Consider the following 24,015-nt stretch of genomic DNA (forward strand, 5'->3'; position numbering starts at 1 on the left):
TAGGAGACCGAGGCGGCTTTGGATTGCGGGGAGCGTGTTGCGTTTCTCAGCAGCATTGACCCATTATGCATGCTCCCCGTGACGGCCCACGGTAGAGCCGTCGGGTGTTCAGGCGGCTTTCTTGACAGGGGCTTTGATCGCCTTCACGGCCTTCAATACCTCGTCCACATGGCCGGGTACCTTCAGGCCGCGCCATTCCTGCACCAGAATGCCTTCGGGATTGACGAGGAAGGTGCTGCGCTCGATGCCCTTGACCTTCTTGCCGTACATGATCTTGTTCTTCACTACGCCGAACATGTGGCACATCTTCTCTTCGGTGTCGGCGATCAGCTCGAAGGGCAGCTCCAGCTTTTCCTTGAAGTCGTCATGCGACTTCATGTTATCGCGTGACACGCCGAAGACCACAGCACCGGCCTTCTCGAAATCCTTGAACTTGTCGCGGAACTGCATGGCCTCGGTAGTGCAGCCCGGGGTGTTGTCCTTCGGGTAGAAATACAGAATCAGAATCTGGCCCTGGTGCGAGACGTTGGAAACCTTGATTCCGCCAGTCGCGTTGGCTTCAAATTCAGGAAGGGGTTTGTTGACAACGATCGCCATGGCACTTCTATCTCTCACGAATTAGTCGAAGAAAAGCCGGGGGAGTGGGGGTGTACTCTTTTTTGGGTGGTGCCCCCGACCGCAACAGGCTATTTTACCCCGAAACCCCCTCCAGGAGAACCGGCCGCACTGGCACCCGGATACGGCGTCAGGGGAAATCTGCCGTTACTCGGTTTCCAACAGCAGGGCTGCGATCACGTTGCGCCCTTCGCCTGCCAGGACGTTGTAGGTCCGGCAGGCGGCCTGGGTGTCCATGGTTTCCAGGCCGATACGCCGCGCCATCAGTGGCTGCAACCAGGCGGGCGGTGGAAAGCGGTTGCGCAGGCCGCTGCCGAAGATCACCACCTCGGCGTCCAGTTCGGCGAGTTGCGCGAAGTGCGCGGCAGTCAGGTCCTCGAAGCGGCGGCAGTTCCAGGCGATGCGCTGGCCGCGCGCACCGATGATGACGCTCTCGGTCACCCGATCGGCGTCCACGCCGATCCAGTCCGGCCCGTAGGCGGTGATGGACTGGGTATCGGGGCGTTCGGGCTGGAATTTCATGGGCGTTGCGGAGGCTGCCCGCACCCTGCGCGGTTGTGCGGCGGCCGGGGCCTTGGGTGGAACTGTGGTCAAATTATAGGTTTCACCGAGGCGCCCTGCGCCCGGCGGGGCCGCAGCCCCACTTGTGCCCCTCTCCTCACGCCTGCCCGCACATGAAGCCCATCCGCAAATCCGCCAAGCTCAACAATGTTCTCTACGATGTCCGGGGCCCCATCGTGGACGCGGCCAAGCAGATGGAGGACGAGGGCCAGAAGATCATCAAGCTGAACATCGGCAACCTGGCGCCGTTCGGCTTTGACGCGCCCGAGGAGATCCAGCAGGACATGATCCGCAACCTGTCCAACTCGGCGGGCTACTCGGACAGCAAGGGCATCTTTGCGGCACGCAAGGCCGTGATGCACTACAGCCAGCAGCAGGGCGTGGCCGGCGTGACGCTGGACGATATTTACCTGGGCAACGGCGCGAGCGACCTGATCACCATGGCCACCAACGCGCTGCTCGACGACGGCGACGAGCTGCTGGTGCCCGCACCCGACTACCCGCTGTGGACGGCGGCGGCCAGCCTGTCGGGCGGTCGGCCTGTGCACTACCTGTGCGATGAAGACAACGGCTGGATGCCCAGCCTGACGGACATCCGCGCCAAGATCACCCCGCGCACGCGCGGCATCGTGGTCATCAACCCCAACAACCCCACGGGCGCGCTGTACTCGGACGAGCTGCTCAAGGGCATCGTGCAGATCGCGCGCGAGCACAACCTGGTGCTGTTTGCCGACGAGGTGTACGACAAGGTGCTGTACGACGGCGTCAAGCACACGGCCATGGCCAGCCTGTCGACCGACGTGGTCACGCTCACGTTCAACTCGCTCTCCAAGGCCTACCGCTCCTGCGGGTACCGCGCCGGGTGGATGGTGATCTCGGGCGACAAGACGGCCGCGCGCGACTACATCGAAGGCATCAACATGCTGGCCAACATCAAGCTCGGCTCCAACGTGCCGGGCCAGTGGGCCATCCAGACCGCGCTGGGCGGATACCAGAGCATCAACGACCTGGTCAAACCCGGCGGGCGCCTGTGCCGCCAGCGTGACCTGGCCTACGAGCTGATCACCGCCATCCCCGGCGTCACCTGCGTCAAGCCGCAGGCGGCGCTGTACATGTTCCCCCGCCTGGACCCCGAGATGTACCCCATCGCGGACGACCGCCAGTTCTTTATGGAAGTGCTGCGCGCCACGCGGGTCATGCTGGTGCAGGGCTCGGGCTTCAATTACCCCGACAACCAGCACTTTCGCATCGTGTTCCTGCCGCACGAAGACGACCTGCGCGAGGCCATCGGCCGGCTGGCGGGCTTCCTGGCCGCCTACCGGCAGCGCCACGCCAAGGCGGCGTGAACTTCATTTTTGATAGCTGCTGGCGCCCGTCAATAGGGCGCTGGAGCCTTTTTTGACGGGTAACCCTGATATGAAACCGATCCAAGTGGGCCTGCTGGGCATTGGCACCGTGGGCAGCGGCGTGTTCAACGTCCTGTCGCGCAACCAGGAAGAAATCCGCCGCCGCGCCGGCCGCGGCATCGAGATTGCTTGTGTGGCCGACCTGGACACCGCCCGCGCCCGCGCCATCGTGGGCGAGAACGCCCGCGTGGTGGGCGACGCACGCGAAGTGATCGCCAACCCTGAGATCGACATCGTGGTCGAGCTGATCGGCGGCTACGGCATCGCCAAGCAGCTGGTGCTGGAGGCGATCGCCGCCGGCAAGCATGTCGTGACGGCCAACAAGGCCCTGCTGGCCGTGCATGGCACGGAGATCTTCAAGGCCGCGGCCGAGAAGGGTGTGGTGGTCGCCTACGAGGCGGCGGTGGCCGGCGGCATTCCGATCATCAAGGCGCTGCGCGAAGGCCTGGCGGCCAACCAGATCCAGTGGGTGGCCGGCATCATCAACGGCACGACCAACTTCATCCTGTCCGAGATGCGCGACAAGGGCCTGGACTTCGACGTGGTGCTCAAGGAAGCGCAAGCGTTGGGCTACGCCGAGGCCGACCCCACCTTCGACATCGAGGGCGTGGACGCCGCCCACAAGGCCACCATCATGAGCGCCATCGCCTTCGGCATTCCGGTGCAGTTCGACAAGGCCTACGTGGAGGGCATCACCAAGTTGTCCGCCGTCGACATCCGCTATGCCGAGCAACTGGGCTACCGCATCAAGCTGCTGGGGATCGCCAAGCGCCGCCAGGGCGACGCGACCAAGCGCACGCCCGATGGCGTGGAGCTGCGCGTGCACCCCGCGCTGGTGCCGGCCAAGCGCCTGATCGCCAATGTCGAAGGCGCGATGAACGCCGTGGTGGTGCACGGGGACGCCGTGGGCACCACGCTGTACTACGGCAAGGGCGCGGGCAGCGAGCCCACCGCCAGCGCCGTGATCGCCGACCTGGTGGACATCACCCGCCTGATCGAGGCCGACCCCGCGCACCGCGTGCCGCCGCTGGCCTTCCAGAGCCACACGCTGCGCGAGGCGGGGCAGGAGCTGCCCGTGCTGCCCATGGCCGACGTGGTCACCAGCTACTACCTGCGCATCCGCGTGGCCGACGAGGCCGGCGTGCTGGCCAAGATCACCGGCATCCTGGCCGGCGCGGGCATCAGCATCGACGCCGTGCTGCAGCGCGAGGCCGACGAGGTGGGCGGCGAAGGCAGCACGCAGACCGACCTGATCATCCTCACGCACGACACGCGCGAGGGCGACATGGACGCCGCGCTCGCCCAAATCCAGGGCCTGCCCACGGTGCTGGCCAGCATCACGCGCATCCGCAAGGAAGAGCTCAACAACTAAGAGGGGCTGCACGCCATGCTGTACCTGTCCACCCGCGGCCACGCGGACCGCAAGCATTTCTGCGACATCCTGCTCGAAGGCCTGGCGCCCGACGGCGGCCTGTACCTGCCCGAGCGCTACCCGCAGATCAGCGACGCCGAGCTGACCGCGCTGCGTACCGCCTATCACACGCAAGGCTATGCCGAGCTGGCCTTCCGCATCCTGTCGCTGTACATCGACGACATCCCGCCCGCGGACCTGAAGCGCCTGTGCGAGAAAACGTACACCGCCGAAGTGTTCGGCACGGGCGAGATCGTGCCGCTGCGCCACCTGGAAGACGGCCTGTGGATCGAGGCCCTGTCCAACGGCCCCACGCTGGCCTTCAAGGACATGGCCATGCAACTGCTGGGCAACCTGTTCGAGTACGAACTGGCCCGCCGTGGCGAGCAGCTCAACATCCTGGGCGCCACCAGCGGCGACACCGGCAGCGCGGCCGAGTACGCCATGCGCGGCAAGCAGGGCGTGCGCGTGTTCATGACCAGCCCGCACGGTCGCATGAGCCCCTTCCAGCAGGCGCAGATGTTCAGCCTGCAGGACGCGAACATCCACAACCTGGCCATCGAAGGCGTATTCGACGACTGCCAGGACATCGTCAAGGCGGTGAGCAACGACCACGCGTTCAAGGCCCAATACAAGATCGGCACCGTCAATTCCATCAACTGGGCGCGCCTGCTGGCGCAGGTGGTGTACTACTTCGCGGGCTACATCCAGGCGACGGAGACGAACGGCCAGAAGGTCAGCTTCACCGTGCCCAGCGGCAACTTCGGCAACATCTGCGCCGGCCATGTGGCGCGCCAGATGGGCCTGCCCATCGATCGCCTGATCGTTGCCACCAACGAGAACGATGTGCTCGACGAGTTCTTCCGCACCGGCGCCTACCGCGTGCGCGGCAGCGCGCAGACCTACGAGACCTCCAGCCCGTCCATGGACATCTCCAAGGCCAGCAACTTCGAACGCTTCGTGTTCGACCTGCTGGGCCGCGATGGCGAGCGCACGCGCCAGCTGTTCGCCGAGGGCGTGGCCAAACAGGGCTTCTTCGACCTGGGGGCCGACCCCGTGTTCCGAGACGCACGCGCCAAGTACGGCTTCGAGAGCGGCAAGAGCACGCACGCCGACCGCCTGGCCACCATCCGCGACACGTACGAGCGCTTCGGCCAGATCATCGATACCCACACCGCCGACGGCGTGAAGGTGGCGCGCGAGCACCGGGGCGATCCCGCCGTGCCCATGATCGTGCTGGAGACGGCCCTGCCCATCAAGTTCGCCGAAACCATCCAGGAAGCCCTGGGCCGCGCACCCGAGCGCCCGGCCAGGTTCGAGGGCATCGAGCAATTGCCCAAGCGCCTGCAGGTGCTGGCGGCCGATGCCGAGCAGGTCAAGGCCTATATCGCAGCCCATTGCGATTAGGGATCAAATCGGCCTCTGGCGCTTATCCGTCAAGCGCTGGTAGCTATTAATAGATGAGTGAAACTGAAGGAGTGTCGGGATGAAGGTGGTTGGCTTTGCCGGCTATTCAGGCAGCGGCAAGACCACGCTGGTGGAGCAGCTGATTCCCGAACTGCGCCTGCATGGCCTGCGCGTGTCGGTGGTCAAGCATGCGCACCACAAGTTCGACATCGACCATGTGGGCAAGGACACCTGGCGCCACCGCGAGGCCGGCGCCTACGAAGTGGCCGTGGCCTCCGACCGGCGCATGGCGCTGATGCGCGAATTCGCGCAGGAGCACACGCCCAGCGTGCACGAACTGCTGGCCGAGCTGGATCCGCGCGTGGACTGGGTGCTGGTGGAAGGCTTCAAGGAAAGCGACCTGCCAAAGATCGAGATCTGGCGCGCCGCATCACCCGATTACCGCGAACGGCCCGCACTCTATCCGCACGATCCCTGCATCGTCGCCGTGGCCACCGACGCGCCGCTGCCGCCAGTGCCTACCGCGCTGCCGGTGCTCAACCTGGACGACCCTCACGCCGTGGTGCAATGGCTGCTGGCACAGGGCGCGCGTTTTGACTATGTGCCCGACCGGGCGGAGGCCTGCGAATGAAACCCCAAGCGCGTGCACCCCTCAAGCCACTGGACGAAGCCCTGGCCGAACTGCTGGCGCAGGCCGCCCCGCTGGCAGGCGCCGACACCGTCAACACCTTCGACGCCGACGGTCGCGTGCTCGCGCAGGCCGCCACCTCGCCGCTGCAGGTGCCGCCCAACGACAACAGCTCGATGGACGGCTACGCCGTGCGCTGCGCCGACGTGCCGGCAGCGGGGGTGGAGTTGCCGGTGGCGCAGCGTATTCCCGCGGGCGCCTTCGGCGTGCCGCTGGCGGCGGGTACGGCGGCGCGCATTTTCACGGGCGCGCCGGTGCCCGAGGGGGCCGATGCCATCGTGATGCAGGAAGACTGCGAGGCGCTCGACGGGGATCGCGTGCGTGTGAATGCCGTACCGGCCCAGGGTCAGTGGATTCGGCGCGCGGGCGAGGACATCACCCGGGGTGCTGAGGTGCTGGCCGCTGGCACGCGCCTCACCCCCGCAGAGCTGGGTCTGGCTGCCAGTATCGGCTTGGGCACCCTGCAGGTGGCGCGCCGGCCCCGCGTGGCGCTTTTTTCCACGGGCGACGAACTCGTCATGCCGGGTGATGTGCCGCCCGCGCAGATGAAGCCCGGCGCCATCTACAACAGCAACCGTTTCTTCCTGCGCGCCATGCTGCTGCGCCTGGGCTGCGAGGTGAGCGACCTGGGCATCGTGCCCGACCGGCGCGAGGCCACCGTGGCCGCGCTGCGCGAGGCTGCCCAGGGACATGACCTGATCCTGACCAGCGGCGGCGTGAGTGTGGGCGAGGAAGACCACATCAAGCCGGCGGTGGAGCGCTTGGGCACGCTGCAGCTCTGGCAGATCGCCATGAAGCCGGGCAAGCCCTTCGCCTACGGCCAGATTCCCCACGCGGGCGGCAGTGCACACTTCATGGGCCTGCCGGGCAACCCCGTGTCCAGCTTCGTCACCTTCGGCCTGCTGGTGCGCCCCTTCCTGTTGCGCCTGCAGGGCGTGCGTGATGTTGCTCCTAAAGCGATAGCTGCTACGGCTGGATTCGACTGGCCCCGGGCCGATAAACGCCGTGAATTCCTGCGCGTGCGCCAGGGCGCCGATGGCACGCTGGAGCTGTTTCCCAACCAAAGCTCGGGCGTGCTTACCTCGGCCGCCTGGGCGGACGGCGTGGTGGACAACCCCGCCGGCCAGACCATTGCGCGAGGCGATACCGTGCGCTTCCTGCCATTTGCGGAGTTGCTGTCATGACCACGCCCTTCACGATCACGGTGCGCTACTTCGCCTCCATCCGCGAGGCCGTGGGCATGGGGCAGGAGACGGTGCAGACCGGCGCCACCACGCTGGGCGCCTTGCGCGATGAACTCATCGCCCGTGGCGAGCCCTGGGCCACCTGCCTCTCGCGCGGGCGCGCCGTGCGCGTGGCCCTCGACCAGACCATGGCGCATGACGCCACGCCGTTGGCGGCAGGCGCCGAGGCGGCGTTCTTTCCGCCCGTCACGGGCGGCTGACGGCGTTCAAGGCTGCTGCACCGCCAGGGCGGGCAGCTCGGGGCTGCGCCACCCCAGCAGCTCGGCCAGGCGCAGCGTGATCCAGCGCGCCTCGGCTGGGGTCACGCCCGCGTCCGGGCCGGCCAAGCCGGCGTGGATGCCCAGCAGCACCCCTTCTTCCGACCGCGCACCGCCGTGGTACAGCTGCTGCGCCTGTTCCACCAAGTGGCAGGCCAGGTCCTCGCACCACTCGTAGCGCGCCCGCACCTCGGCGGCAGGCGCCTGCAGGCGTGCGCGTGTGTCGCTGTACAGCGCGATGAAGGAGGGCGGGACCAGGATCTGGTTGTCGTCGTGCATCCGCCTATTGTCTGGCACGGCGAAAAAACACAGGCGCCGCTCTTGCCGGAGACGGCGCCCGCGCGGGTCTGGAGCGGATCAGCGCTTTTGCTGTGCCGGGGGCGCATCGTTGCGCGTGAACAGCCAGATGAAAAAGCCCCCCATGCACAGCATGAAACCGATGCCTATGGCGCTGAACAGACCCACCTCGGTGGTGAAGAGTTGCTTGAGCAGTTGCATGGCGTTTTTCCTCCGTCGTTATGTGATGGAGCCATTGCAGCGCAGCCCGGCGGGAGCCCCTTTGAGACAAGTCAAAAATCCGGGTATACCCCACTATTGCCGTCAAGTACCTTCAATCAGGCACGAACAGGCGCTCAAAGCGCTGCTGATCGCCTTCCAGCTCGAAGGTCACGAGCTGGCCCATCTTCGCGTCAGCCTTGCGGTGGGCGGAGAACAGGCTGTAGCGGCCCGCCAGGTCGAAGCTGGGCAGATCGATCAAGGCATAGGGATGGGGCACGAAAGTCTGGAAATCAAACACCACACGGTGCGCATTGCGCGGCGAGGGGTAGAGCAGGTAGTCGTCGGTGGTGATGGTCTGCAGGGCCATGGTGTGCAAGTGTGGGGTGGGCGTTAAAGTGCCGTCAATCCCGCAATTCTGCCGCTGACCACTGCCATGCACCGCGTTTCCATCCAGACCCATGACTTCGACGTTTCCACCGAGCTGGCGGCGCTGCGTGCGCGGGACGCGCGCGTGGGGGCGGTGTGCTGCTTCGTGGGCACGGTGCGCGACCGCAACGAAGGGGACAGCGTGGCCTCCATGGAGCTGGAGCACTACCCGGGCATGACCGAGAAATCCATCGAGGCCATGGTGGATGCGGCGTTTGCACGTTTTAACCTCTATGGCGTGCGCGTGATCCACCGCGTGGGGCTGCTCGCGCCCTTGGACCAGATCGTGATGGTGGCCGTGACCTCGGCGCACCGCGGCGAGAGCTTTCAGGCCTGCGAGTTCGTCATGGACTACCTCAAGACCCAGGCGCCGTTCTGGAAGAAGGAGCAGACGCCAGATGGTGCGCGCTGGGTGGATGCGCGCGTAAGCGACGATGCGGCGCTGGCGCGCTGGGGCATCGCCGCGCCGCCCCAGGTGGGCTGACTTTTATCGTCCGGCGGCTTGAAATCGAGGCCCCGGAGCCCTAGCTAGCGACAAGTTGGAGGTTTCACATGCGTCTCGATAAATTCACCACGAAGTTCCAAGAAGCGCTGTCTGATGCACAGTCGCTGGCCCTGGGGCATGACAACGCCTACATAGAGCCCGTGCACATGCTGGTGGCCATGCTGCGCCAGGATGAAGGCCCGCGCGCGCTGCTGCAGCGTGCCGGCGCCAATGTGCCGGGCCTGCTGGCCGCGGCCGAGGCCGCCGTCAAGCGCCTGCCCCAGGTGCAGGGCCAGGACCAGGTGCAGGGCAGCCCCGAGCTGGGCCGTGTGCTGCAGGCCACCGAGAAGGAGGCCATCAAGCGCGGCGACCAGTTCATCGCCAGCGAATTGTTTTTGCTGGCGCTGGTCGACAGCAAGGGCGAGGCCGCGCAGCTGGCCAAGGACAACGGCGTGACCCGCAAGAGCCTGGAGGCGGCCATCGACGCCGTGCGTGGCGGCCAGAAGGTGGACAGCGCCGAAGCCGAGGGGCAGCGCGAGGCGCTGAAGAAATACACGCTGGACCTGACCGAGCGCGCCCGCCAGGGCAAGCTGGACCCGGTGATCGGCCGCGACGACGAGATCCGCCGCGCCATCCAGGTGCTGCAGCGGCGCAGCAAGAACAACCCCGTGCTGATCGGCGAGCCCGGCGTGGGGAAGACCGCCATCGTCGAGGGGCTGGCCCAGCGCATCGTCGAGGGCGAAGTGCCCGAGACGCTGAAGAACAAGCGCGTGCTGGTGCTGGACATGGCCGGCCTGTTGGCGGGTGCCAAGTACCGCGGCGAGTTCGAGGAACGCCTGAAGTCCGTGCTGAAGGAAGTGGCGCACGAGGAAGGCCGCATCATTCTCTTCATCGACGAGATCCACACCATGGTCGGCGCCGGCAAGGCCGAAGGCGCCATGGACGCGGGCAACATGCTGAAACCCGCACTGGCGCGCGGCGAGCTGCACTGCATCGGCGCGACCACGCTGGACGAGTACCGCAAGTACATCGAGAAGGATGCGGCGCTGGAGCGGCGCTTTCAGAAGGTGCTGGTGGACGAGCCCAGCGTGGAAGACACCATCGCCATCCTGCGCGGCCTGCAGGTGCGCTACGAGGCGCACCACGGCGTGGACATCACCGACCCGGCCATCGTGGCCGCGGCCGAGCTGTCGCACCGTTACATCACCGACCGCTTTCTGCCCGACAAGGCCATCGACCTGATCGACGAGGCCGCGGCCAAGATCAAGATCGAGATCGACTCCAAGCCCGAGTCGATGGACAAGCTTGAGCGGCGCATGATCCAGCTCAAGATCGAGCGCGAGGCGATGAAGAAGGAGACCGATGAGGCCTCGCAAAAACGCCTGCAGCTCATCGAGGAAGAGTTGGGCAATGTGGAGCGCGAGTACGCCGATCTGGAAGAGGTCTGGAAAGCCGAGAAGGCCAGCGCGCAGGGCTCCGAGCAGATCCGCAAGGACATCGATGCCATCCGCACGCAGATCGACGACTTGAAACGCAAGGGCGACTTCAACAAGGTCGCCGAGCTGCAGTACGGCACGCTGCCAGAGCTGGAAAAGCGCCTGAAGGAAGCGCAGGACAGCGAGGCCGGCGGCACGGGCACCAAGCACAAGCTGCTGCGCACCCAGGTGGGTGCCGAGGAAATCGCCGAGGTGGTCAGCCGCGCCACCGGCATTCCCGTGGCCAAGATGATGCAGGGCGAGAAGGACAAGCTGCTGCACATGGAGGAAAAGCTGCACGAGCGCGTGGTGGGCCAGGACGAGGCGATCTCCGCCGTGGCCAATGCCATCCGCCGCTCGCGCTCGGGCCTATCGGACCCCAACCGGCCGCTGGGCAGCTTCCTGTTCCTGGGGCCCACGGGCGTGGGCAAGACCGAGCTGTGCAAGGCGCTGGCCGGGTTTCTCTTCGACAGTGAAGAGCATCTGGTGCGCATCGACATGAGCGAGTTCATGGAAAAGCATAGCGTCGCGCGCTTGATTGGCGCGCCTCCCGGCTATGTGGGCTATGAAGAGGGCGGCTACCTGACCGAGGCCGTGCGCCGCAAGCCCTACAGCGTGCTGCTGCTGGATGAGGTGGAAAAGGCCCACCCCGACGTGTTCAACGTGCTGCTGCAGGTGCTGGACGACGGCCGCCTGACCGATGGCCAGGGGCGCACCGTGGACTTCAAGAACACGGTGATCGTGATGACCAGCAACATTGGCTCGCACCTGATCCAGGCCATGGTGGGCCAGGATGCCGAGGACATCAAGGAAGCCGTGTGGGGGGAACTCAAGGGCCATTTCCGTCCCGAATTCCTCAACCGCATCGACGAGACGGTGGTGTTCCACGGGCTGGATGCCAAGCACATCGAAGCGATTGCACGCATTCAGTTGCGTCTGCTGGAGTCGCGGCTGGCCAAAATGGACCTGGCCCTGCAGGTGTCGCCGGCCGCGATGGGCGAACTGGCCAAGGTGGGGTTCGATCCGGTGTTCGGGGCGCGTCCGCTCAAGCGGGCCATCCAGCAGCGCATCGAGAACCCGCTGTCCAAGCTGCTGCTGGAGGGCCGCTACCCGCCCAAGAGCGTGATTCCGGTGGATGTCGATCCTGTGACAGACCCAGGGGTATTCCACTTCGGCGAGGCCCGCCCCGCGGGGTGAGGTCTACCATTGAACGAGGGCGCGGGCCTTTCCCGCGCCCTCATCTGCCAGAAAGGGGCATGGTTTGAACGAAATTGTGGCCGGCGCGATCCGGTGGACGTTGCGGCTCGTGGTCGTCGCCATGGGTGCGCTTTTTTTCCTGAGTCTGCTGGCCGCGGCCGCCGTTCTGGCACTCGTGTGGGGCGCACGCGCCGTGTGGGCGCGCCTCACGGGCCGCCCGGTCATGCCCTGGGCCATGCGCATGAACCCGCGCGAGGGGTGGAGCACCGTGTACCGCAGCACGGCGCGCTGGACGGCGCCCGGCCCGACGGCGCATGCCCCGCAGCGCAGCACGGACGTCACCGACGTCGTGCCGCGCGAAGTGCATTAGTTGCTATTGAAATATGAGCTACTAGCGCTTGCTGGATGAGCGCTGGAGGCTTAAAAAGCTATAGCACTCTTTGCCCCGCGCATTCAGCCGTTGGGCGGCCCGTATTGCGCGATCACCTGTTGCTCGGTGAGCGTCGGCGTCTGGTTCGCGAAGGCGTAGTACGCGGGCTTCTTGTCGATGTAGATCTGGCTGGCCAGTTCGAAGTCCTGCGTCTCGAAGGCCCCGGCGGGAATGAAATATTCGCCCGTCGCCAGCAGCTTGTAGTACAGGTGTGTTCCGCAGCGCGTGCAGAAGGCCCGCTGTGCCCAATCAGAGGACGCATACACGCCGATATGCTCCTCACCCGTGAACTCCACCTCCGGCCCGCAATGCACGGCCAGCAGCGGCCCGCCACCCCAGCGGCGGCAGAAGCCGCAATGGCAGGCGCCGATTTCCTTGGCCACGGGGGACGTGAAGTGGACTGCGCCGCAAAGACAATGACCGTTCATCTCGTGTTCCTTTCAAGCGGAAGGGCAGGGGCGCATCTTACGGGGGTAGGGCGGCAACACAATGTCACGCGCGGCTCGGTCTGGCGGTGGGGCGGCGAGCCCTATCATGCACGGCATGAGCCCTGATGACATCCGCCACCTGTTCGACCTCCAACGCCAAGCCAGCCGCGCCCACCCCGATGTGCCCTTGATGGTGCGTCGAGAGCGTTTGCTGCGGCTGTCCAAGATGCTGGACGAACATGGGCCGGTGCTGGCGGCGGCGGTGCAGGCGGACTTTGGCATGCGCTCTCAGCGCCTGACGGAGGTGGCCGACCTTTTCGTGCTGCGCGCGGAACTGGGGCATACGCTCAGGCATCTGGCGCGCTGGAGCCGGCGCACGAGGGTGCGCACGCCGCTGTTCCTGCAGCCAGCGCGTGGCTGGATCGAGCGCCAGCCGCTGGGCGTGGTGGGCATCATCTCGCCGTGGAACTACCCGGTGCAGCTGGCGCTGGGGCCGGCCATTGGTGCGCTGGCCGCGGGCAACCGGGTGATGCTCAAGCCGAGTGAGCTCACGCCCCACACGTCCGCCCAACTGGCCGCGCTGGTGGCGCAGTTCTTCGCACCCGAAGAGTTCTGCGTGGTGCAGGGCGACGCGGCCACGGCCGCGCTCGTGGCATCGCTGCCATTCGACCATCTGGTGTTCACCGGCTCCACCGCCGTGGGGCGCAAGGTGGCGCAGGCGGCGGCGGCCAATCTCACGCCGACCACGCTGGAGCTGGGCGGCAAGTCGCCGTGCATCATCGATGCGGACTGCGACATGCAGGAGGCAGCGCTCAAGATCGCCCATGGCAAGCTGCTCAACGCGGGCCAGACCTGCATCGCACCCGACTACGTGCTGCTGCCGCGTGGCAACGAGGCGGCCTTTGCCGAGGCGTTCCGCGTGGCGGTGGCGCGGCTGTTTCCGTACTTCGAGGGCAACCCGGATTACGCCTCCATCATCAGCACGCGCCACCTCGCGCGGCTGCGCACCATGCTGCAGCAGGCCCAGACGCAAGGGGCGGAGGTACACGTGCTGCAACCCGTGCCGGGCTCGCCCCCGCCACCGCCTCCGGGTATCGGCGACGGGGTAGGGCGGCAGATGGCGCCAACGCTGGTGTTCGGTGCCAGCCCGAACATGCAGCTCATGCAGGAAGAGATCTTCGGGCCCGTGCTGCCCGTGCTCAGCTACGAGCGCCTGGACGATGCCATTGCCCACATCAACGCGCACCCGCGTCCGTTGGCGCTGTATTGGTTCGGGCGCAGCGAGGCGGTGCGCGACGATGTGCTGCGGCGCACCGTGAGTGGCGGCGTCTCGGTGAACGACACGCTGATGCACATCGCGCACGACGCGCTGCCTTTTGGCGGCGTGGGTGACAGCGGCTGGGGCGCCTACCATGGCGAGGCCGGCTTTCTGCGCTTTTGCCACCAGAAGTCGGTGCTGGCGCAGTCGCGCTGGTCGCTGGGACACCTGCTATACCCGCCCTATGGCGCGCGTTTCGACCAAGTGATGGCGCTGCTGCGCCGCCTGATGTAGCGCGGCGTAGCCGTGGCATGCGCGCTATGCCACAGATGGCCGCGTTTGCGTGCAATGGCGGGGTTGGCAAGGTGGAAACTGCGGGGCATGAGAGGCGAAGCGGCATTTGCGCGAAAATGCTGGGTTTTTCGCTTTTCACCTGCTTTCGTTTTCCCATGTCCAGTATCCAGGTTCGTCCCGCCACCCTTCGCGATGCCAAAGCCATTGCCCAGGTTCATACCTCCGCCGCGTTGGAAGCTTACCGAGGGCTGCTGCCTGACGATCAGTTGAAGTCCATGTCGTCCGTCGAGAAGCGCCAAGCCTACTGGCGCGAGGCGATCGAGTATTGCGAGCCCCAGGTCCAAGTGGCCGTGGACGGCGACAAGATCGTCGGTTTCGTCGGCTTCGACCGCTCGCGTGATGAAAAGACGCGCAACACCACCGGTGAAATCTGGGCCATCTACGCGGCCCCCTCGCATTGGAACAAGGGGGTCGGAGTGGCCCTGTGGGACGCCGCGCGCGACGGCCTGCACGAAGAGGGTTGCACCACCGTGACGGCCTGGGTGCCGCTGCGCAATGAGCGTGCCCTGCGCTTTCATGAACTTGCCGGCTTCAAGCGCGAGATGACGACCGCCAAGACCGCCGTGGTCGGTGGCGTGAAGATCGAGGAAGTGCGCCTCAAGCGCCCGATCAACTGAGCCCCGCCATGATCCACTGGAGCGAACACGGCGAGGACCGCAGCGCGCCGTGGCGCTCCGAAAGCGGCGCCAGCGCGCCGCGCCGGGTGGTGTTGGCTGACGACACGCTGGCTGCCGATGCGGCCTATCGCCTGGTATGCGAAGGCACGGGCCTGCTGTGGCGCGGCGACTTTCAGAACGCGCGCCATCTGCTGGACGCGCTCAAGCGCCGTATCGAACGTCCGCGCAAGAGCGGCAAAGGCGGTCGGAACAACGCCGTGCCCGCGGCGGAGTTCCCGCACGCCTTTCATTTGCATCGCCAGGCGCAGGCACAGCGCGCCCGCCTGCTGGGGCTGCTGCTGATCGAGCTGCAGCCCGACTGGAGCATCGCCCTGCGCCGCGCCCCCGACTGGCGCGCGGCCTGCGCCGAGGCCTGGGGCCCGGCGCTGCAGGAGTCCACCGTTGTCTCGCTGCGCGAGTTGCTGGGCGCCGTGGGGGCGCACGAATGGCGCCGCAAGGGCGTGGATGTGCCCGCTCTGGGCGCACGCATTTACCCGCATTACGGCGTGTTTTCGCCCGTGCGGGGCGAGTATGTGGACCTGGTCGCCCAGGCCCCGCTGCCGCCGGGTGCGGATGCGCTCGCTTTCGAGATCGGCACCGGCACCGGCGTGCTGGCCGCCGTGCTAGCACGGCGTGGCGTGGCCCGCGTGGTGGCGACCGAGTTGGACCCGCGTGCCCTGGCCTGCGCGCGGGACAACCTGACACGGCTGGGCCTGGAGGACCGCGTGCAGCTGCTGCAGACCGATCTGTTCCCGCCCGCGACCACCTTCGGGCGGGCGCCACTCATCGTCTGCAACCCGCCCTGGCTGCCGGCCAAGGCCAGCGCGCCCATCGAGCGCGCGGTGTATGACGAAGACAGTCGCATGCTGCGTGGTTTTCTGACGGGGCTGCCTGCGCACCTGGCGCCGCACGGCGAGGGATGGCTCATCCTGTCGGACCTGGCGGAGCATTTGCGCCTGCGCACCCGCGATGCACTGCTGGGCTGGATTGGCGCCGCGGGGTTGCGGGTGCTGGGCCGCCACGACATCCGCCCGCGCCACGCCAAGGCCACCGCCGGTGGCGATGCACTGGCCGGCGCGCGCGCGGCCGAGGTCACGTCGCTGTGGCGCCTGGGTTTGGCGAGTCCGACACAACAGTCCTGAATCGCATGCGCTCGGGCGATATGATGCTCCTGTTTTTATAGCTTACAGCGCTTGAACAGTAAGCGCTAGAGGCTTGTTTGACCCATAAACTGCTGATGAGCACGCCCGCACCACTGCTGCTCGCCCCCATGGAAGGGCTGCTCGACTTCGTGCTGCGCGACGTGCTCACACGGGTGGGCGGGGTGGACCGCTGTGTGTCCGAGTTCATCCGCGTCACCGGCAGCCTGCTGCCGGACAAGGTGTTCCTGCGTTACATACCCGAGCTGAACCACGGCGGCCGCACGCTGGCAGGGGTGCCCGTGCGGGCGCAGCTGCTGGGATCGGACCCGGTCAGCATGGCCGAGAACGCGGCCCGGCTGGCAGAGCTGGGTCCGGAAGGCATTGACCTGAATTTCGGTTGCCCCGCCAAGACGGTGAACCGCCATGGGGGTGGCGCGGCCCTGTTGCGCGAGCCCGAGCGCATCGCGGCGGTGGTGGAGGCGGTGCGCCGCGCCGTGCCCGCGCATGTACCGGTGTCCGCCAAGATGCGCCTGGGCTACGACGATGCAGGCCTGGCGCGTGAATGCGCGCAGGCCATGGCACGCGGCGGCGCCTGCGAGCTGGTGGTGCATGCGCGCACGAAGGCCGACGGCTACCGCCCGCCCGCGTACTGGGAGCAGATCCCCGCGATTCGCGAGGCGGTGGGCATTCCGGTGGTGGCCAACGGCGAGATCTGGACCGTGCAGGACGCACTGCGGTGCCGCAGCGTGTCGGGCTGCGACGCTCTTATGCTGGGCCGCGGCATCGTGGCAGACCCGGGCCTGGCACTGTCTATCCGCGCTCACGACCGCGGTGCGCCTGCACTGGGCCTGCCCTGGGAAGACCTGCTGCCGCACATGGCGCGCTTCTGGCATCTGGTGTGCGAAGACCTGGAGCCGCGCCAGCGCGCCGGCCGGCTCAAGCAGTGGCTGAACCTGCTGCGCCGCCGTTACCCGCAGGCGCAGGCCGCGTTCGACGAGGTGCGCGTGATGACCGACCAGCAGGCCATTACCGCCTGGGTGGCGCGTGTCTGCGCTGGGGCATCTGTCACAGCAGGTGGTCGGGCGCCAGCGGCCCCAGCAGCTTGAGCAACAGCCGCAAGGCCAGGCTGCTGTCGGGGTCGGTGTGCGCATCCTCCAAGCCGCTGCCCTGCGGCGCGCGCCAGACCAGGTCACCGTCGGCGCTGCGTTGCAGGTGCCACGCCCCCTCGCGCATGGCGGTGTCGATCTGCTGCGCTGCTTCGGCGGCCAGGGCGCGGCTGCGAATCAGCAGGGCGATCTCGGTGTTGTGCAGCTGGGAGCGCAGATCCAGGTTCATGGAGCCGACCACCACCATGCGGCCGTCCACGACCATGACCTTCGAATGCAGCATGGAGCGCGAAGCCCCCGCCGCGCTGGCACCCGAACTGCCAAAGGCCGAGCGCAGGCCGGCCTGCTCGCTGCGCAGTTCGTACAGCTCCACACCCATGGCCAACAGGTCTTCGCGGTGGCGGGCATAGCCCACGTGGGCAATGGGCGCGTCATTGGACGCTAGCGAATTGGTGAGCAACCGCACACGCACGCCGCGCTGGCGCGCACGAGCAAAGGCGCGCTTCATGTCGTCGCCTGGAACGAAGTAGGGTGAGATGATGAGCAGCTCGCGCCGGGTACGGTCCATGAGGGTGAGCAGCCCGTCCACCACCGTGTCCCCGCTGGACACGGGCGCTGCGGGCGCCGGCGGTGCCTGGGGCGTGTCGCTGGCTTCCGGATGGGCGCCCGGCGTTGTGCCCACGCGTATCGCGGCGGACGGTGGCGGTTCGTCACCCTCCAGCGGAATCTTGGTCGGCTCGTCCACCAGCATGGCGGCGGGCGCCCATATGAAATCGACGGTGCGCAGGTCCATGGGCTGCGTGTCCCACTGGGGCGATGAGGCGAGGGAGCGGTCTGCAGGGGCGGTGGAGCCGGGCGAGCCGGCTTCCGCGCCTGCCTTCTCGCCACTGCTGCGCACCTGCGCACGCAAACGGTCCAGCTCTTCTCGGCTGACGAGCGACTGCACGGGATAGGCGCGCGGGTTGTTCCAGTAGCTGTCAAAACTGCGCGACATGTCGGCCACGATGGGGCCGACGGCCAGCACGTCCAGGTCAACAAAATTCTCGGCCTCTGCCTTGCCGAAGTACGCGTCGCCCAGATTGCGCCCTCCGGTTACGCCCATCATGTTGTCGGCCAGGAACAGCTTGTTGTGCATGCGCTGCTGCACACGCGAAAAATCGCTGACCGCGCCCCACATCCGGCCCAGGAATGATGCGCGGGGCCCCGCCACCGGGTTGAACATGCGCATTTCGATGTTCGGCTCGAACGCCATGCGCATGACCAGTGCGTTGCGCCCCGTGCTGTGGAAGTCGTCGAGCAGGATGCGCACGCGTACGCCGCGCCGCGCTGCGTTCACCACGCTGCGCAGCAGGTGCGCGGAACTGGCATCGGCATGGATGGCGTAGTACTGCAGGTCCAACGTCTTCTGGGCCGACTGCACCAGCGCGAGCCGGCTGCCATAGGCCTCCTGCGGGCCGCTCAAGAGGGAGAATCCTGACGCATGGCGAGCGCCTGCCTTCTGGCGCAGCTGTTGCACCATGGTGGCTAGCTCCGTAGGCTCGCCCGCCGTGTCCAACGCCGTGGACACGGGCCGGTCCACATCCTTGGGCAACCCACCGCAACCGCCGAAGGCCAGGACCAGCAAAGCCATGATTGGCCAGCGCGACCAGGTGCGATGGCGAAGGTGGCGGAGCAGGTCTATGAAGGACATCGAACGCAATAAAGTGAGGTGACGACAGGGGTATAGCGCGAAACTCGGCTGCGCGACTGTCGGACAACGGCATGCAAGCACGCGGGCGTGTGGCGCATCGCCTGGACCGCGCAGGGCGGGATTCAGAAGTCTGCGCGCCCCGCGATGCGGGCCACCACCCGTAGATCGGGCCCCACCTGCTGCACGGTTTGGAATTGCATCGGAATCCCGTCGGCCAGCGTCTGCAACGGCCCCCAGTTGGACAGGCCCTGGGCTCCCTGGCCCAGCATGAGCGGCGCCAGATAGAGCAGCAGCTCATCCACGAGGCCTTCTCGCAGGAAGGAGCCGTTGAGCTTGTGACCGGCCTCCAGGTGCAGTTCATTCACGCCTTCGCGGGCCAGGTCGCGCAACAGGGCGGGCAGATCCACCTTGCCCTGGTCATTGGGCAGTTCGATGATCGTGGCGCCACGTGCCAGCAGCGCTGCGGCGCCACCGGCATCTGGCCGGGCGGTGTAGATCAGTACACGCCGGTCGGCAACGTCGAACAGCCGGGCATTCGCAGGCGTCTGCAGCAGGCTGTCGACAATCACCAGATGCGGCTGGCGTGGGGTGGCGATCTCCCGCACATCCAGGCGCGGATCGTCCGCCAACACGGTGCCGATGCCTGTCAACACGGCGCAGGCGCGGGCACGCCAGGCATGCCCGTCGGCACGGGCCGCCGGGGACGTGATCCATTGACTGGTGCCATTGGCCAATGCGGTCACGCCATCCAGCGAGGCCGCGGCCTTCATGCGCACCCAGGGGATGCCGCGCACCATGCGGCTGAAGAAGCCGATATTCAGTTCGCGTGATTGCGTACCGCCGGGGCCCGCCTCCACCTGCACTCCCGCAGCCTTCAGCCGCGCGAACCCTTGACCCGCCACCAGCGGATTGGGGTCGGCGATGGATGCCACAACGTGTGCAATCCCGGCCTGAATGAGCGCATCGCAACAGGGGCCGGTGCGCCCCTGGTGTGCGCACGGCTCCAGCGTGACGTATGCGGTGGCGCCGCGCACGTCGCATCCCCGCGCGGTTGCGTCACGCAAAGCCATCACCTCGGCATGGGGCGCCCCTGCGCGCTGGGTAAAGCCCTGGCCCAGCATGTTGCCGTTAACGTCGGTGATGACGCATCCCACGCGGGGGTTGGGATTGGAAAGAAAAAGCGCCTGGGCAGCGAGCCCAAGCGCTTGGTTCATGGAGGGGGAAATCTCATTCATGGCGCCGCGATGGTAGCGCCCTGGGCTGAATTTATTTGCCCCAGCAGTCGGGGTTGTAGCCGCTCTCTCCAGACTTCTTACCGGCGGCTCCCCGCACGCCGGTATTGCTGAGGGTATAGGTGCCGCATTTGTCCCCTGTCTGTGCGCCTTTGGGTGTCGCCGTCAATACATAGGCTGCGGTGGTATTGCCTGCTTGAAAGGCAATGTTGTAGCGCTTGGTGTTATCGGCGGTCCACGTGAGGGTGCTTGGCAGGCTGGTGGGGTAGGTCCCGGTGGCAGTGGCTGCCCGTTCCAGCCATTGTTGTACCTGTAATAGCCCTGCGCGCGCATCAGCGCGATGACCACGTCGTACATATTCTGTATAGCTGGGGTAGGCAATAGCCGAAAGGATTCCTACCACAGCCACCACAATCATTAATTCAATGAGCGTAAAACCTTGAGCCAAACGCCTGTTGAAAGGGTGCCTAGAACCATTTGCCATATCGTATCTTTCCATCACTTCAGTTGTCGCCAGCCGGGTCGCAGCGTCAGCTCAGGTAACTTGGCGAGTTTATCTACTTTGCCATCATTACCCTGCCGGATCTGTTTGTCTCTGGTAGCGAACCGCAGTTCCTTGCTCGAGGCTGTCATGCGTGCATAGCCTCCATCATTTGCGGCGGTATAGGCTCCATCTCCATTCACATCCATGATGGGTGGTTTAGCCGGCGAGCCAGTTGCAATATTAATGAGCGTGCGAAAGGGTTGAGCGGCCTGAGGCTGCGGCGCACAAACTTCCTCGCCGCTGGCAGTAGCGCTGCCAGACGCGGGTTTTTCACTGATGATTTCCAGTATGTTACTGCCGTCGTAAAAATCGAAGCCGGAGGTCACCCGCTCGCCAGCTACGGGCAGATCCATGTACCAGCCTTTCTTGGCTGTGCAACTGCCGCTCACACCTTCGCAAGAGTAAATGACTTCTGTATTGGAGAGCTTCCAGAACGACCTACCTGCGCTGACACCTGTGCCTGCAGTGCCGCTGCCGGTGCCATTCGTGACGGATTCTGCTTGCAGGTCGCTGCGCCCCCCTACCGTGCTCGGTGTGGGATCGGACGTTTTCACTTTGACCTTACCCTTGTTTGTGCCCGTGCTTTCAACTTCATAGCGAGTGTTGTCCAGTATGGAATACACCGTTTGTGTGGAAGTGTCTGTGCGATCGGGTTCGGTCAGGTTTTGGCCGGTTCCAAATGCCACCATCAGGCCACCAATGGAGCGGTTCGGCCGCAGTACAGGGGGTGCCGTAATGGGTTGCCGGCTAGAACTTCCAGTTGAATTTGTGTAAGTAGCTCTGAAAAGAGGGTTGCCACTGAACGCGACGTGCCAGTCGTTAGCCGATCCGCTCGAAATGTCAAATTTCCACATGTTGCCACGCAGATCGCCGGCATAAACGAAATCTGGCGTTCCGTCCCCATTTACATCCAGGAATTGGGGCGTGGATAGCCCATTACCCACTGCCTCATCTGCGTGCACGGTAGGGGTGGAATCCTTATCGGCCGCGATGATTTTCTTAAGAGACTTGTCTCCATCCAGGTATTGAACGAGCAATACGGGACGCTCATTGATGCTGTTATAACCATTGCCAGTAATAAGTGCCCACCGACCATTATTGGTTCGGGTGATCTGCAATGCACGTTGCTGATTGCTTTCGGCAACCACAGGACTGCCAAAAATATGACCAATGTCAGGGTCGGCATTCGAGTCTGCAGGTTTGCTGGGTGGCAACGCATCCGTGGATGGGGCGGCTGTCTTGTCCATCACTACCAGGTCTGCAGCATTGGCTTCCGTGAAATTGGTTGCCGGCGCGGCAGTACCTGTATAGGCGGAGTCTGGACCCGATCGGGTCACGTCGAGCACAAAGTAGCCCCGACCGCCAGCACCTAAGGTACCGACAAGATAGGTGCGCCAATCTGCAGTGGTTGAGCCTAAGTCAACATCACCCGTAAAAGGAGAGCCGTCTACGTAATACCTATGAGCGTAATTCGGATCTGCTAATGCAGCCAGGTTCTGCACAACACCATGGGGTACATAAGCGATTTTTTCGGTTCCATCTTTGGCGGAAAAGCCATGCAACATTCCATCGTTGCCGCCCACATATACCATGGGCAAGCGACCCCGCTGGGTGTTTGCAAAGGCTTTATAACTGGAAGTCGCATATCCATTGGCGGGAGCGCCTACATACCAGATTGACGAATTGACAATGTCGCCCTGACGGCTTTTCCGATTACGAAACTCTCCGCCGCTTTGCCGAGCTTCTTTGGTACGGTCGCCACGGATAAAGTTAAGTCGGCTTTCACCCTTGCCGTCCCCGGCAATGGCCGTGGCAATCTGCGTGGTTGTTCCTGTACCTACGGTACCCTTGTTGAGCCACATACGCTGTGATGGCCCAGTTGTGGAGTCAGCCAGGTTGGACCATTTGAAGGAAACTCCCCCGGGGGTGGCGCTGTATTTGTCGTAGGTTAATATCAGACGATTATTGAGATTAGACGCGGAAATGGCATCAAGCTTGTCGGCGGTTGTAATATGCTTGTTGGTACCCGAGTGGGTGCCCCACTCCGCATTGGGAACAGAGGCGCCGGAGGTGGAAATGGAACTGGAGGTTACGTAGCCATACCAACGATTATCATTAGAGTTTGCTTCGTCTGCGGCTGTGTAGCTCGTTTGATACGACTGGGTACCCACGCGACTTACTGAGCCAGACGCAGAGGTAAACCCACTGATGGGTGCTGTCGTATCCACGATGATGTCATCGAAAATATCGGCAAAAACACTGGTGAGATCACCCCCGGAGACCGGATAGAATTTGCCACGGCTATTAATAGCCATATGCCACATTTCTTGCGGACGTAGGTTATCGTAGTTGCCATCTGCGGTAGATGAAGTAACGTCATCCCAGGTGGTCTTGCCTGTTGCTAAATCAGAGAATCCAGCCCCATACATCCCGTCAAAAGTACCTCCGACCCATTGGGGTGAGGTTGTGGTGACTTGAGGTAGATTGCTTGCGCTTTTCCCGTAGCCGATGGTGTACTGCGTTAAGTGCTGCCACTCTGCAGTGTCGTTCCGGGGGTTCCAATATTCCTGATATGTGTTCGTCAAATTCCCGCTGGTGAAAGTCTCACTTCCTGTTTTTCGAATTTTTGGTATGACTTCATTTCTGATGTCGGGTTGAAGATCTGTTGCCCAGAAGTAAAATGAAATATCTGCTAGGGTGGGGTATGCGTAATACGTATGCGTGTATCTTCTGCTGCTGCCAGAGCGAGTGGTGACTATTCTAGTTCCGTAATCATCACGATAAATTTTGGTCTGATCCCGCGTGGTGTCGGCAGGTGGGGTGACAGAATATGCTTTAATGCCATACGGAGAGCCTGCGTATGTAGCACTGGCGGGAGCTGGCGTTGGTAACGCAGTTATGGATTTTCCATCGTAATTGCGGACAGGTACGTCTGCTGGATTGCTCAGTGTAGGGGCAGTGCTGCTCGTCGAGTTGCTTATGGTTCCCAGCAACATGTCATTCTTGAAAGACGTTCCGTCAAGCATGGAGTTATCGAACGTGTAGTTCCAGCCACCATCAGTCAAGAAGATGTGGTAAGAGCGACGGCAGGATAGCGGGGCGGTGTCTGCCGTTCCGGGAACGGCATTCCATGGGTTATTAACCCCGGTCGTTTGTAAATACTTCCCTGCATTCCATACCAATACGGGAGAGGGGGTGCTTCCAGTTGCTGTTAGCGCGTCCACCCATGTTCCGAAATTGCTCCTGTGGGTGCCGGTGAATTTTGCAATAGCATTTTTTCCATCGCAATTGCCATCGCTGGATGGAATATTGTTGCATGCGAATGATTGCCAGGCTAGGCGAAATTGGCCATCATATTTGGAATTATTGACCAGGGTATTTTCAACCCGTCTTTTACCCATTTTATACGGCGGAGATCCTGCGAGCTGGTATAGCAACCTGTGTAGTAACTTCCGTTCGAATTTCCTATAACACTGCCATCCACGTCACAAAAATTCATGCTCCCC

At 64.4% G+C, this 24,015-nt stretch carries 23 protein-coding genes; 13 read left to right on the plus strand and 10 right to left on the minus strand.

Going from position 1 to position 24,015, the window contains the following annotated elements:
* Nucleotides 1-108 precede the first annotated feature (108 nt).
* Nucleotides 109-597 carry a peroxiredoxin gene (locus BA022_RS00975; protein ID WP_011806330.1) on the minus strand — a complete coding sequence of 163 codons (489 nt, stop codon included), beginning with the start codon at nucleotides 595-597 and terminating at the stop codon, nucleotides 109-111.
* A 165-nt stretch (nucleotides 598-762) separates the two neighbouring features.
* A complete protein-coding gene (locus BA022_RS00980) occupies nucleotides 763-1,137 on the minus strand; it encodes an Mth938-like domain-containing protein (protein WP_088886282.1) in 375 nt (124 codons plus the stop codon).
* Between the two features lie 152 nt (nucleotides 1,138-1,289).
* Here BA022_RS00980 and BA022_RS00985 point away from each other — a divergent pair, with 152 nt between their 5' ends.
* The 6 genes from BA022_RS00985 to moaD all read left to right on the plus strand — a co-directional run bounded on the left by BA022_RS00985 (nucleotide 1,290) and on the right by moaD (nucleotide 7,532).
* Nucleotides 1,290-2,522: a pyridoxal phosphate-dependent aminotransferase gene (locus BA022_RS00985; protein ID WP_088886283.1), complete on the plus strand. Its 1,233-nt coding sequence runs from the start codon at nucleotides 1,290-1,292 to the stop codon at nucleotides 2,520-2,522.
* 70 nt (nucleotides 2,523-2,592) lie between these two features.
* Nucleotides 2,593-3,954 (plus strand): homoserine dehydrogenase, encoded by a 1,362-nt coding sequence (locus tag BA022_RS00990; RefSeq protein ID WP_088886284.1) that lies wholly within the window; start codon nucleotides 2,593-2,595, stop codon nucleotides 3,952-3,954.
* Between the two features lie 15 nt (nucleotides 3,955-3,969).
* Nucleotides 3,970-5,400 (plus strand): threonine synthase, encoded by a 1,431-nt coding sequence (gene thrC, locus BA022_RS00995; protein WP_088886285.1) that lies wholly within the window; start codon nucleotides 3,970-3,972, stop codon nucleotides 5,398-5,400.
* A 79-nt stretch (nucleotides 5,401-5,479) separates the two neighbouring features.
* Nucleotides 5,480-6,031, plus strand: coding sequence for a molybdopterin-guanine dinucleotide biosynthesis protein B (mobB, locus tag BA022_RS01000; RefSeq protein WP_088886286.1), 552 nt, complete (start codon nucleotides 5,480-5,482; stop codon nucleotides 6,029-6,031).
* A complete protein-coding gene (locus BA022_RS01005) occupies nucleotides 6,028-7,272 on the plus strand; it encodes a molybdopterin molybdotransferase MoeA (RefSeq protein WP_088886287.1) in 1,245 nt (414 codons plus the stop codon). Before mobB ends, BA022_RS01005 begins: the two co-directional genes overlap by 4 nt.
* Complete coding sequence (moaD, locus tag BA022_RS01010; RefSeq protein WP_011806323.1) at nucleotides 7,269-7,532, plus strand: molybdopterin converting factor subunit 1; 264 nt, start codon at nucleotides 7,269-7,271, stop codon at nucleotides 7,530-7,532. Before BA022_RS01005 ends, moaD begins: the two co-directional genes overlap by 4 nt.
* 6 nt (nucleotides 7,533-7,538) lie before the next feature.
* Here the strand turns inward: moaD and BA022_RS01015 are convergent, their stop codons facing one another.
* The 3 genes from BA022_RS01015 to BA022_RS01025 form a co-directional block, all read right to left on the minus strand.
* Nucleotides 7,539-7,868: a hypothetical protein gene (locus BA022_RS01015; RefSeq protein WP_011806322.1), complete on the minus strand. Its 330-nt coding sequence runs from the start codon at nucleotides 7,866-7,868 to the stop codon at nucleotides 7,539-7,541.
* A 78-nt stretch (nucleotides 7,869-7,946) separates the two neighbouring features.
* A complete protein-coding gene (locus BA022_RS01020) occupies nucleotides 7,947-8,087 on the minus strand; it encodes a DUF3149 domain-containing protein (protein WP_088886288.1) in 141 nt (46 codons plus the stop codon).
* 112 nt (nucleotides 8,088-8,199) lie between these two features.
* Entirely contained in the window at nucleotides 8,200-8,454 is a 255-nt protein-coding gene (locus tag BA022_RS01025) for a hypothetical protein (RefSeq protein WP_088886289.1), read from the minus strand.
* A gap of 66 nt (nucleotides 8,455-8,520) precedes the next feature.
* Here BA022_RS01025 and moaE point away from each other — a divergent pair, with 66 nt between their 5' ends.
* The 3 genes from moaE (at nucleotide 8,521) to BA022_RS01040 (ending at nucleotide 12,039) form a co-directional block, all read left to right on the plus strand.
* Entirely contained in the window at nucleotides 8,521-8,997 is a 477-nt protein-coding gene (moaE, locus tag BA022_RS01030; RefSeq protein ID WP_011806320.1) for a molybdopterin synthase catalytic subunit MoaE, read from the plus strand.
* Between the two features lie 68 nt (nucleotides 8,998-9,065).
* Nucleotides 9,066-11,669: an ATP-dependent chaperone ClpB gene (clpB, locus tag BA022_RS01035; protein WP_088886290.1), complete on the plus strand. Its 2,604-nt coding sequence runs from the start codon at nucleotides 9,066-9,068 to the stop codon at nucleotides 11,667-11,669.
* A gap of 64 nt (nucleotides 11,670-11,733) precedes the next feature.
* Nucleotides 11,734-12,039 (plus strand): hypothetical protein, encoded by a 306-nt coding sequence (locus BA022_RS01040; protein WP_088886291.1) that lies wholly within the window; start codon nucleotides 11,734-11,736, stop codon nucleotides 12,037-12,039.
* Nucleotides 12,040-12,122: 83 nt separating this feature from the next.
* Here BA022_RS01040 and BA022_RS01045 read toward each other — a convergent pair whose 3' ends face one another.
* A complete protein-coding gene (locus BA022_RS01045; protein WP_015913916.1) occupies nucleotides 12,123-12,527 on the minus strand; it encodes a GFA family protein in 405 nt (134 codons plus the stop codon).
* 115 nt (nucleotides 12,528-12,642) lie between these two features.
* Here BA022_RS01045 and BA022_RS01050 point away from each other — a divergent pair, with 115 nt between their 5' ends.
* From BA022_RS01050 to BA022_RS01065, 4 genes are all read left to right on the plus strand, one after another.
* Nucleotides 12,643-14,079 (plus strand): coniferyl aldehyde dehydrogenase, encoded by a 1,437-nt coding sequence (locus tag BA022_RS01050; protein WP_041838875.1) that lies wholly within the window; start codon nucleotides 12,643-12,645, stop codon nucleotides 14,077-14,079.
* A 155-nt stretch (nucleotides 14,080-14,234) separates the two neighbouring features.
* Nucleotides 14,235-14,756, plus strand: a complete 522-nt coding sequence (locus BA022_RS01055; RefSeq protein WP_015913914.1) for a GNAT family N-acetyltransferase — start codon at nucleotides 14,235-14,237, stop codon at nucleotides 14,754-14,756.
* An 8-nt stretch (nucleotides 14,757-14,764) separates the two neighbouring features.
* Nucleotides 14,765-15,937, plus strand: a complete 1,173-nt coding sequence (locus BA022_RS01060; RefSeq protein WP_088886292.1) for a methyltransferase — start codon at nucleotides 14,765-14,767, stop codon at nucleotides 15,935-15,937.
* Nucleotides 15,938-16,032: 95 nt separating this feature from the next.
* Nucleotides 16,033-17,043 (plus strand): tRNA dihydrouridine synthase, encoded by a 1,011-nt coding sequence (locus BA022_RS01065; protein ID WP_187306054.1) that lies wholly within the window; start codon nucleotides 16,033-16,035, stop codon nucleotides 17,041-17,043.
* On the opposite strand, the gene BA022_RS01070 is transcribed toward BA022_RS01065, so the two are convergent.
* The 4 genes from BA022_RS01070 to BA022_RS01085 form a co-directional block, all read right to left on the minus strand.
* Nucleotides 17,003-18,673 carry a phospholipase D-like domain-containing protein gene (locus BA022_RS01070; protein ID WP_228403680.1) on the minus strand — a complete coding sequence of 557 codons (1,671 nt, stop codon included), beginning with the start codon at nucleotides 18,671-18,673 and terminating at the stop codon, nucleotides 17,003-17,005. The two genes, BA022_RS01065 and BA022_RS01070, sit on opposite strands and share 41 nt — an antisense overlap.
* Before the next feature lie 182 nt (nucleotides 18,674-18,855).
* Entirely contained in the window at nucleotides 18,856-19,947 is a 1,092-nt protein-coding gene (gene ribD, locus BA022_RS01075) for a bifunctional diaminohydroxyphosphoribosylaminopyrimidine deaminase/5-amino-6-(5-phosphoribosylamino)uracil reductase RibD (protein ID WP_418236104.1), read from the minus strand.
* 52 nt (nucleotides 19,948-19,999) lie between these two features.
* On the minus strand, nucleotides 20,000-20,464 hold the full coding sequence (locus BA022_RS01080; protein WP_269466923.1) for a type IV pilin protein: 465 nt from the start codon (nucleotides 20,462-20,464) through the stop codon (nucleotides 20,000-20,002).
* The gene (locus BA022_RS01085) at nucleotides 20,464-23,910 is read right to left on the minus strand and encodes a pilus assembly protein (RefSeq protein ID WP_088888476.1); all 3,447 of its coding nucleotides are present in this window, start codon (nucleotides 23,908-23,910) and stop codon (nucleotides 20,464-20,466) included. Before BA022_RS01085 ends, BA022_RS01080 begins: the two co-directional genes overlap by 1 nt.
* Nucleotides 23,911-24,015: the final 105 nt, after the last annotated feature.

It is taken from the genome of Diaphorobacter nitroreducens, assembly GCF_002214645.1.
GTDB lineage: Bacteria > Pseudomonadota > Gammaproteobacteria > Burkholderiales > Burkholderiaceae_C > Diaphorobacter > Diaphorobacter nitroreducens.

Bases quoted from the DNA above. Each gene is read 5' to 3' on its own strand.
- BA022_RS00975 (WP_011806330.1), bottom strand. From the start codon at position 597: ATGGCGATCGTTGTCAACAAACCCCTTCCTGAATTTGAAGCCAACGCG.
- BA022_RS00980 (WP_088886282.1), bottom strand. From the start codon at position 1,137: ATGAAATTCCAGCCCGAACGCCCCGATACCCAGTCCATCACCGCCTAC.
- BA022_RS00985 (WP_088886283.1), top strand. From the start codon at position 1,290: ATGAAGCCCATCCGCAAATCCGCCAAGCTCAACAATGTTCTCTACGAT.
- BA022_RS00990 (WP_088886284.1), top strand. From the start codon at position 2,593: ATGAAACCGATCCAAGTGGGCCTGCTGGGCATTGGCACCGTGGGCAGC.
- thrC (WP_088886285.1), top strand. From the start codon at position 3,970: ATGCTGTACCTGTCCACCCGCGGCCACGCGGACCGCAAGCATTTCTGC.
- mobB (WP_088886286.1), top strand. From the start codon at position 5,480: ATGAAGGTGGTTGGCTTTGCCGGCTATTCAGGCAGCGGCAAGACCACG.
- BA022_RS01005 (WP_088886287.1), top strand. From the start codon at position 6,028: ATGAAACCCCAAGCGCGTGCACCCCTCAAGCCACTGGACGAAGCCCTG.
- moaD (WP_011806323.1), top strand. From the start codon at position 7,269: ATGACCACGCCCTTCACGATCACGGTGCGCTACTTCGCCTCCATCCGC.
- BA022_RS01015 (WP_011806322.1), bottom strand. From the start codon at position 7,868: ATGCACGACGACAACCAGATCCTGGTCCCGCCCTCCTTCATCGCGCTG.
- BA022_RS01020 (WP_088886288.1), bottom strand. From the start codon at position 8,087: ATGCAACTGCTCAAGCAACTCTTCACCACCGAGGTGGGTCTGTTCAGC.
- BA022_RS01025 (WP_088886289.1), bottom strand. From the start codon at position 8,454: ATGGCCCTGCAGACCATCACCACCGACGACTACCTGCTCTACCCCTCG.
- moaE (WP_011806320.1), top strand. From the start codon at position 8,521: ATGCACCGCGTTTCCATCCAGACCCATGACTTCGACGTTTCCACCGAG.
- clpB (WP_088886290.1), top strand. From the start codon at position 9,066: ATGCGTCTCGATAAATTCACCACGAAGTTCCAAGAAGCGCTGTCTGAT.
- BA022_RS01045 (WP_015913916.1), bottom strand. From the start codon at position 12,527: ATGAACGGTCATTGTCTTTGCGGCGCAGTCCACTTCACGTCCCCCGTG.
- BA022_RS01050 (WP_041838875.1), top strand. From the start codon at position 12,643: ATGAGCCCTGATGACATCCGCCACCTGTTCGACCTCCAACGCCAAGCC.
- BA022_RS01055 (WP_015913914.1), top strand. From the start codon at position 14,235: ATGTCCAGTATCCAGGTTCGTCCCGCCACCCTTCGCGATGCCAAAGCC.
- BA022_RS01060 (WP_088886292.1), top strand. From the start codon at position 14,765: ATGATCCACTGGAGCGAACACGGCGAGGACCGCAGCGCGCCGTGGCGC.
- BA022_RS01065 (WP_187306054.1), top strand. From the start codon at position 16,033: ATGAGCACGCCCGCACCACTGCTGCTCGCCCCCATGGAAGGGCTGCTC.
- BA022_RS01070 (WP_228403680.1), bottom strand. From the start codon at position 18,673: ATGGCTTTGCTGGTCCTGGCCTTCGGCGGTTGCGGTGGGTTGCCCAAG.
- ribD (WP_418236104.1), bottom strand. From the start codon at position 19,947: ATGAACCAAGCGCTTGGGCTCGCTGCCCAGGCGCTTTTTCTTTCCAAT.
- BA022_RS01080 (WP_269466923.1), bottom strand. From the start codon at position 20,464: ATGGAAAGATACGATATGGCAAATGGTTCTAGGCACCCTTTCAACAGG.
- BA022_RS01085 (WP_088888476.1), bottom strand. From the start codon at position 23,910: ATGGGTAAAAGACGGGTTGAAAATACCCTGGTCAATAATTCCAAATAT.